General features: G+C 37.0%; 7 protein-coding genes. All 7 read left to right on the forward strand.

Annotated elements, in window-relative coordinates; translation table 11 throughout:
• The first annotated feature begins 1 nt into the window (after position 1).
• The 7 genes from BM371_RS21015 (at position 2) to BM371_RS11730 (ending at position 8,696) form a co-directional block, all read left to right on the forward strand.
• Positions 2-79, forward strand: a complete 78-nt coding sequence (locus tag BM371_RS21015; protein ID WP_074958710.1) for a potassium-transporting ATPase subunit F — start codon at positions 2-4, stop codon at positions 77-79.
• 142 nt (positions 80-221) lie between these two features.
• On the forward strand, positions 222-1,910 hold the full coding sequence (kdpA, locus tag BM371_RS11705) for a potassium-transporting ATPase subunit KdpA (protein WP_034679837.1): 1,689 nt from the start codon (positions 222-224) through the stop codon (positions 1,908-1,910).
• A 21-nt stretch (positions 1,911-1,931) separates the two neighbouring features.
• On the forward strand, positions 1,932-3,938 hold the full coding sequence (gene kdpB / locus BM371_RS11710; protein WP_034679835.1) for a potassium-transporting ATPase subunit KdpB: 2,007 nt from the start codon (positions 1,932-1,934) through the stop codon (positions 3,936-3,938).
• Positions 3,939-4,039: 101 nt separating this feature from the next.
• Positions 4,040-4,603, forward strand: coding sequence for a K(+)-transporting ATPase subunit C (locus BM371_RS11715; protein ID WP_034679833.1), 564 nt, complete (start codon positions 4,040-4,042; stop codon positions 4,601-4,603).
• 63 nt (positions 4,604-4,666) lie between these two features.
• Positions 4,667-5,749 carry a porin gene (locus BM371_RS11720; protein ID WP_034679831.1) on the forward strand — a complete coding sequence of 361 codons (1,083 nt, stop codon included), beginning with the start codon at positions 4,667-4,669 and terminating at the stop codon, positions 5,747-5,749.
• Positions 5,750-5,817: 68 nt separating this feature from the next.
• Positions 5,818-6,942, forward strand: a complete 1,125-nt coding sequence (locus tag BM371_RS11725; protein ID WP_034679861.1) for a histidine kinase — start codon at positions 5,818-5,820, stop codon at positions 6,940-6,942.
• Positions 6,942-8,696, forward strand: a complete 1,755-nt coding sequence (locus tag BM371_RS11730; RefSeq protein WP_034679829.1) for a sensor histidine kinase — start codon at positions 6,942-6,944, stop codon at positions 8,694-8,696. The genes BM371_RS11725 and BM371_RS11730 overlap by 1 nt, the downstream gene beginning before the upstream one ends.
• Positions 8,697-9,291: the final 595 nt, after the last annotated feature.

Raw genomic sequence — 9,291 nt, forward strand, 5'->3', positions numbered from 1 at the left:
TATGACTCTATTATTCATCATCGCCATAGCTGTATTCGCCTACATGTGCTATGTACTCGTAAAACCTGAAAAATTTTAAATATGCTGTAAAGCAATGAAACAAAACATTATCAATAAACTCAAAGACTGGGGAATACTGTTTTTCTGGATCTCCTGTATCGTCGCATTTCTTTATCTGATTATTACTGTAAAAGAATTCGAATTAATTCATTAAAAAACTTATGAACACTGAAATTTTAGGCATTGTGGCAATGTTTCTTATAACATTGCTGCTCGCAATACCTTTAGGTAAATATATAGCAAAAGTTTACTCCAACGAGAAGACTTTTTTAGATCCGGTTTTTAATCCGATAGAACGTTTTTTCTATAAATTTTCAGGCATCGATCCGGATCATGAAATGAATTGGAAACAGCATCTTGTTGCACTTTTAACGATCAATCTGCTTTGGTTTTTTATGAGTATGCTGGTTTTGATGAACATGAGCTGGCTTCCTCTCAATCCCGACGGAAATCCGGATATGTCACCGGATTTGGCATTCAATACAACTATTTCATTTTTAGTTAACTGTAACCTGCAGCATTACTCGGGAGAAACGGGGATGAGCTATTTCGGACAGATCTGGCTAATGTTTCTTCAGTTTGTATCGGCAGCAACCGGTATGGCAGCATCAATCGTTGTTTTTAAAGCTTTTAGGGAAAAAACAACCGAAAAACTCGGAAATTTTTATGATTATTTATTAAAATCGATCACAAGAATTTTGTTGCCTATTTCATTAATTATCGGTGCCGTGATGGTTTTTGAAGGAATGCCGATGACTTTTAACGGGAAAGATAAAATGATTACACTGGAAGGCAAAACGGCGGATGTTTCCACAGGGCCTGTTGCTGCATTCGTACCAATCAAACATGTCGGAACCAATGGAGGCGGATTTTTTGGAGCAAATAGCGCACACCCTTTAGAAAATCCTAATTATTTTACCAATATGGTAGAAATGTTTGCGCAACTTGTCATTCCAATGGCAATGGTTTTTGCATTCGGACATTTCATTCGCAGAAAAAAATTCGGGTACATGATTTTTGGAGTAATGACCGTTGGATTTTTAGTACTTGCCGTTCCAACCATTACCATGGAAATGAATGGTAATTCAGCAATCAGCCAGATGGGAATTGATAATTCTTTAGGTGCAATGGAAGGGAAAGAAATCCGGTTCGGAGCGGCAGCTTCAGGATTCTGGAGTATTGTGACAACCGTTATTTCTACAGGTTCTATCAATTCAATGCATGACAGTGCTGTACCGCTTTCAGGAATGACGCAGATGTTGGCAATGATGGTGAATGCTTTTTATGGTGGTGACGGCGCAGGGATTTTGAATATTTTCATCTATATCATTCTTGCCGTATTCATCAGTGGATTAATGGTAGGAAGAACTCCCGAATTTATGGGCAGAAAAATTGAAGCAAGAGAAATGAAAATAGCGATGATTGTGGCATTATTTCATCCGTTTCTCATCTTAGTGGGCGCTGCTGTGGCAACGGCATTTCCGGAAGTAGGAGCTTCTACGCTTAATAATCCGGGCTTTCATGGCTTTAGTGAGATTTTATACGAATACACTTCTTCGGCAGCTAACAACGGAAGTGGTTTTGAAGGATTGGGTGATAATAATATGTTTTGGAACATTTCAACAGGAATTGTATTAATATTAGGTCGATTCATTCCTATTATCGGACCTGTAGCGATTGCTGGTTTACTGGCAAAGAAAAAATACATTCCGGAAGGCGAGGGTACCCTAAAAACCGATACTTCCACTTTTGGAATCATGATTTTCGCTGTGATTGCCATCATTGCTGCACTTTCGTTTTTCCCTGCATTGGCATTGGGCCCTATCGCAGAATATTTTTCAATGAAATAAAATTAGATAAGAGAAATTAAAATGAATAATAAATCATTATTTCAGAAAGAATTGGTTCAGGAAGCTTTAAAACAATCATTTGTAAAACTGAATCCAAAACTAATGATCAAAAATCCGGTCATGTTTCTGGTATGGCTCGGTACATTAGTCATGCTGTTTGTCAGCATCTGGACTTTAACAGGTGAAAAATCGCAAGGAAGTTTCTTCTATAACTTTACTGTTTTTATCATCCTTTTATTAACGGTATTGTTCGGAAATTTTGCGGAAGCCATTGCCGAAGCAAGAGGAAAAGCTCAGGCAGATAGTTTACGTAAAACAAGAGAAGAAACACCTGCAAAACTTCGAAACGGAGAGATAATTTCATCAGCCAAATTAAATAAGGGCGATATTTTCGTCTGTGAAGCGGGAGATATTATTCCTTCAGACGGAGAAATTATTGAAGGTTTGGCGACCATTGACGAAAGTGCCATTACCGGAGAATCTGCTCCTGTCATCCGAGAATCAGGAGGTGATAAAAGTTCTGTAACAGGTGGAACAAAAGTTTTATCTGATAAAATCGTTGTACAGGTAACAACGCAACCTGGAGAAAGCTTTTTAGATAAAATGATTGCTTTGGTGGAAGGTGCATCCCGCCAGAAAACACCGAACGAAATTGCATTAACGATTCTGCTTGCAGGTTTTACACTGGTATTTATCATTGTCTGCGTTACGTTAAAACCATTTGCAGCATATTCAAACATAACCATTACCATTGCGTCATTTATTTCTTTGTTTGTCTGTCTTATTCCGACAACAATTGGGGGACTTTTATCTGCAATCGGGATTGCCGGAATGGACAGAGCTTTAAGAGCAAACGTCATTACCAAAAGTGGAAGAGCGGTAGAAACGGCAGGAGATATTGATGTGCTTCTTTTGGATAAAACAGGAACAATTACCATTGGAAACCGTAAAGCCACTCATTTTCATGCTGCTGTTGGTGTTGATGAATTAAAACTGATAAAAGCTGCGGTGTTAAGTTCAATGTCGGATGAAACTCCGGAAGGAAAATCAATCATTGAGTTGGCTGGTGTGAATCCGTTGAGTTATCAGGTGAATGATCCGGTTTACATCAAATTTACCGCAGAAACAAGAAGTTCAGGTATCGATTATGAAAATGTAAGAATCCGTAAAGGAGCAACCGATGCGATTAAAAAAATTGTTACCGGTGCCGGAAATCATTTTCCTGAGGGTGTGGAAGAAACAGTTCGTGCCATTTCTCAAAATGGAGGAACACCGTTGGTGGTTTCGGAAAACGAAAAAGTTTTAGGAGTGATAGAACTTCAGGATATTATAAAACCGGGAATCAGTGAACGTTTTGAGAGACTTCGAAAAATGGGAATTAAAACGGTGATGGTAACAGGTGATAATCCGCTTACGGCTAAATTTATTGCTGAAAAAGCAGGAGTAGACGATTTTATTGCCGAAGCAAAACCGGAAGATAAAATGAACTACATCAAAAAAGAACAGCAGGAGGGAAGATTGGTTGCGATGATGGGAGACGGAACCAATGATGCTCCGGCTTTGGCTCAGGCTGATGTGGGCGTAGCAATGAACAGTGGAACACAAGCTGCAAAAGAAGCGGGAAATATGGTGGATCTCGATAATGACCCAACCAAATTAATTGAAGTGGTGGAGATTGGTAAACAGCTTTTAATGACAAGGGGAACACTCACAACATTCAGCATTGCCAATGATGTTGCCAAATATTTTGCCATTATTCCTGCTTTGTTTATCACCGCAATTCCTGCTTTGCAAGGTTTAAATATTATGAATCTTCACAGTCCGGAAAGTGCCATTTTATCGGCAGTTATTTTTAATGCGATCATTATTCCGATCCTTATTCCGCTGGCTTTAAAAGGTGTTGCTTATAAACCGATCGGTGCATCAGCTCTATTGAGACGCAACTTATTTATTTTCGGTTTAGGGGGAGTAGTAATTCCTTTTATCGGAATAAAAATTATAGATCTTTTTGTTTCATTACTATTTTAAAATCAACAGGCAGGGCAGGAAGAATACTTCATCCAATTACAATGTCTCATATATTTAACTTATCTATTTTCTTCTTGTCTTTAGCCTGAAAAAATTTCATCATGAAAAAACATATTTTACCGGCAGTAAAACTGACCGTTTTATCCATCATTCTTCTTACAATAGTTTATCCGGCGATTATTTGGGCAATTGCACAATTTTCACCAAATGGTGGAAAAGGAGAGCTGATTACACACAACAATAAAATCTATTATTCCAATATCGGGCAGTCTTTCAGTGAAAACCGTTATTTCTGGTCACGACCTTCAGCGGTAGATTACAATTCGGCAGGTTCGGGAGGAAGCAATAAAGGCCCGTCAAATGAAGAATATCTGAAACAGGTACAAGCCAGGGTCGACACTTTTTTAATGAAAAATCCTGGAGTGGCGAAATCTGAAATTCCTGTTGATCTGATAACGGCGAGCGGAAGTGGTCTTGATCCTGATTTTTCTGTACAGGCAGCAAAAGTTCAGGTGAAAAGAATTGCTCAAGACCGAAATATTTCTCAGGAGAAAATCAATCAGCTTATCGAAGCTAATATTCAGAAGCCTTTTCTAGGACTTTTCGGGCCGGAAAAAATCAATGTACTTAAGCTGAATATTGCTTTGGATCAATTAGGAAAATAATAGCTAATCATCATTTAAAAATAATCAGTAATCCTGATTTTAATCTTATATTTAAAAATAATAATGAAAAAAATAATCTTTGTTTTGTTTGCAGTTTTTGGTTTAAAAAATGTGCAGGCTCAAAGCGATTCAATTGTTAAACCTCTTACAGTAAGCGGATATGCCGAAGTGTATTACATGGCAGATTTTAATAATCCTAAAAACAATAGCAGACCGGGTTTTGTCTACAGCCATAATCGTAATAATGAAGTGAATGTCAACCTTGCTTTCATAAAAGCAGGTTATAATACAGACAGGCTAAGAGCAAATCTTGCATTGGCAGCGGGAACTTACATGAATGCAAATTATGCGGCAGAATCAGGAGTAATGAAAAACATTTACGAAGCAAATGTAGGTTTAAAAATCTCTCAAAAACACAATTTGTGGATTGATGCAGGTATTTTGCCTTCCCATCTTGGTTTTGAAAGTGCGGTGGGAAAAGATAACTGGACGCTTAGCCGAAGCCTCTTTGCAGACAATTCTCCCTATTTTGAAACCGGAGCCAAAATCTCTTATACTTCTCCGACGGGAAAATGGTTTCTAAGTGCATTGGTATTAAATGGATGGCAGCGAATTCAGAGAGTTGACGGTAATTCTACCCCTGCATTTGGTCATCAGATTACCTTTAAACCTAATGAAAAGCTGACACTGAATAGCGGTTCTTTTATCGGAAATGATAAACCGGATTCGATTCGACAGATGAGATATTTCCACAATTTATACGGAATTTATCAGATCAATAAAAAAATAGGAATTACCGCAGGTTTTGATGTGGGTGCCGAACAAAAAACGAAAGGCAGCAGCAATTATAATATTTGGTACACTCCCGTATTATTGCTGAAGTATAATGTAAATGAAAAATTCAGTTTAACAGGAAGGGGAGAATATTATCAGGATGAGAAAGGCGTCATTATTTCTACAAATACCCAAAACGGATTCAAAACTTTTGGATATTCTCTGAATGCAGATTATTATATTTTGCCGAATCTCGTCTGGAGAACAGAAATTCGTAATCTGAACAGCAAAGACGCTATATTTATGGATCGAAGTGAAGAGCTCAATAAAAACAGTTTAACGGCAATTACGGCTATGGCATTCTCGTTTTAATTTCGAAAAAGCTTAATTTCCCTGCTATGATCTTGCAGGGGAATTTTTTAATTTTAAAAAACTCTACAATGGAAGAGCCCAGAAAATCAGCAGAAGATTTTTTACATCTCATCAATCAATCGAAAAGAGGAAAGCTTAAGATTTACATCGGAATGAGCGCGGGCGTCGGTAAAACTTACAGAATGCTTCAGGAAGCTCATGTTTTGCTGCAAAATGGTATCGATGTAAAAATTGGATACATTGAAACCCACAACAGAAAAGAAACCCATAGTTTACTGGATGGTCTCCCAGTTATTCCCAGGAGAAAATTATTTTATAAAGGAAAAGAACTGGAAGAGCTGGATGTTTCGGCGATTCTTGTTCTCCGTCCGGAAATCGTCATCATCGATGAACTTGCCCACACCAATATCGAAGGCAGCAAAAACAAAAAAAGATGGCAGGATGTAATGGATATTCTGGAAGCAGGTATCAATGTGATCAGTGCGGTAAATATCCAGCATATTGAAAGCCTGAATGATGAGGTGAAATCGGTAACCGGGATCGAAGTTGCAGAAAGAATTCCCGATACGATACTTGCAGCAGCAGATGAAGTAGTCAACATCGACCTTACGGCAGAAGAACTGATTAACCGATTAAAAGAAGGTAAAATTTACGATAGCAGTAAAATTCAGTCTGCATTGGGCAATTTCTTTAAAAGCGAAAATATTTTACAGCTTCGGGAGCTGGCTTTAAAGGAAGTCGCCTCACAGGTTACCCGAAAAGTGGAAGCCGAAATTACGATTGGTAAAAGTTTAAGAAAAGAAAAATTTTTAGCTTGTATCAGTTCAAATGAAAAAACGGCAAAAAATGTCATCCGGAAAACCGCAAGACTGGCTAATTATTATAACAGTCAGTGGTTTCTTTTATACGTTCAGGTTCCGAAAGAATCTTCCGACAGGATTACATTAAGCAAACAGAGACATCTGATTAATAATTTCAAACTGGCTACAGAATTGGGTGCAGAAATTATCAGAATTGAAAATAAGAACGTCGCTTTATCAATCATGGAACAGTGCGAGGAAAGAAATATTACAACGGTATGCATCGGTAAACCGCATTTGGATATTTGGAGGATCATTTGGGCGACAGATACTTTTAATTCTTTACTGAAAAGACTTTCTAAGCAAAACGTAGATTTAGTAATTTTGTCGTGATGAAAATAAAAACCAAACTTAACGCAGGAGTCGGGCTGCTGTTTCTGATGATCATCATTCTTTCAGCTTTGGGAGGATGGTTTATTTATCAGCTTAAAAAAGATACACAGAATATTCTGGTTGCCAATTACAATACCCTGCAATATTCCCGAAATATGCTTTTGGCGCTTGAAGAGATCGACACAGATTCGCTTGCAGTGGCAGAATTCCAGAAAAATCTTACCCTGCAATCTAAAAATATAACAGAAAATGGTGAAAAAGAGACTACGCAAAGCATCCGTAATCATTTTTTAAATTTAAAACTAGATAAAACCAATACAGATCTGCAATCTTCCATTCGTAAAGAAATTACAGAGCTCATGCAGCTTAATATGAGCGCCATTCAGCTCAAAAGCAGCATTGCCAATACAACTGCACAAAATGCCATTGCCGTAGTTTCTGTTGCCGGGATATTGTGTTTTCTGGTCGCTTTTATTCTCATGGTCAATTTACCGGCAAATATTGCCAATCCGATCCGGGAACTCACAGCAAGTATTCATCAGATTGCCCAACAAAATTACAGACAGAGAGTACGATTTGAAGGAAACAGCGAGTTCGGAGAATTAGCCCGTTCTTTCAATACGATGGCAGAAAAACTTCAGGAATATTCTGAAAGCAGAATCGATAAAATACTGAAAGGTAAAAAACGCATCGAAACGCTCATCGACAATATGCATGATGCTGTAATCGGTATCGATGAAAACCGTAAAGTTCTTTTTGTAAATGATGAAGCTTTAAAAATCTCAGGTCTTAAAAGAAACAATTTTGTAGGTCAGCAGATTCAGGATGTTGCTGTGACTAATGATCTCATCCGCACACTGATTAAAGAAATTATAGATCCCGAATCAAAAAAAGATCAGCCGAATTCTTTAAAAATATTTGTAGAGGGAAAAGAAAATTATTTCGAGAAAGATATTGTTGATATTAATGTAATTCCTACAGGCGAAGAAGAAAGTCGATTTATCGGTCAGGTGATTATGTTGAGAAATATTACGCCTTTCAAAGAGCTTGATCTCGCAAAAACTCATTTTATAGGTACGGTCTCGCATGAATTCAAAACGCCTATTTCGTCTATACAAATGGGGTTGCAGCTTCTGGAAAATGATAAAATCGGAAACCTTAATGAAGAACAGCAGAAACTTGTAAAAGGCATTAATGACGATACTGTAAGATTGCTGAAAATTACAGGTGAATTATTGAATTTAGCCCAACTGGAAACAGGTGTTACCCAGCTCAATATCCGTTCATTCGAAATCAATTCTCTTATCCAGGAGGCTGTTAATGCAAATAAATCTGTAGCAGATAAAAAGAAAATATCCATCAATACTCATCTTGATTCCCAGCTTACAACGATGATTGCCGATGAAGAAAAAACACTTTGGGTACTCAATAATATTGTGTCGAATGCAATCCGTTATTCTTCAGAAAATTCGCAGGTAAACATTAATGTTGAACAATTTGAATCTGATCATATTAAATTTTCAGTCTCAGATCAGGGGCCGGGAATTGAAAAGCAATATCTGAATCATATTTTCACCCGCTATTTCCGTGTTCCGGGAACTAAAGCCGAAGGAACAGGTTTGGGTTTAAGCATCAGTAAAGAATTTATCGAGTCTCAGAATGGAAGAATCAATGTAGAAAGCAAAGTAGGAAAGGGAAGCACTTTTAGTTTTATTCTTAAAGAAAATTTAAATAAAAAAACGGAAACTATTTAGAGATATAATCCTTTATAAATGCCAACTGAAAACAGTTGGCATTTATTATTGCTATTAATAAATACAGAATTGCTAAAAAAAGTTAAAAAACCTGTTTGTATGACTTGAATCATAACTACTATAGTTTTTTTCATCGTAGCTTTGATAGACACCAAACAAGATACATTATGAAATTATTGAACATTTCAGCATCTCTGCTGTCTGCTTGTTCGTTGCTGAACAAAGCGGGTTTTCAAAAAAATTCAGAACATCCATAAAATTACCGGGAGGGTAGTTTTAATATTCTTTATGTGAATTAAAATCTGATTAAGCTTTTTCAAATTTAAATAGAATTAGTTTTTATCTGATTTAAAACAATTCAACCATGAGCAGAAATTGCCTCAAGGTTATCCCTTATGTCTTTGCCAAAATAAACCACGGAAATCCGAATACTAGTCAAGGATTTTCACAATCACTCAATATTAATTTTAAAAAATTCAGTTATGAACAACAGAAATTCAAACAACAGAAATTCACGAAACAGCTCTTCACAGAATTCGTCACTTCTTGAAGAAATTTACCAATTAGGATATGACCATGGTTATACCGATGCAAA

It is taken from the genome of Chryseobacterium formosense (assembly GCF_900116415.1).
GTDB classification, from domain to species: Bacteria; Bacteroidota; Bacteroidia; order Flavobacteriales; family Weeksellaceae; genus Chryseobacterium; species Chryseobacterium formosense.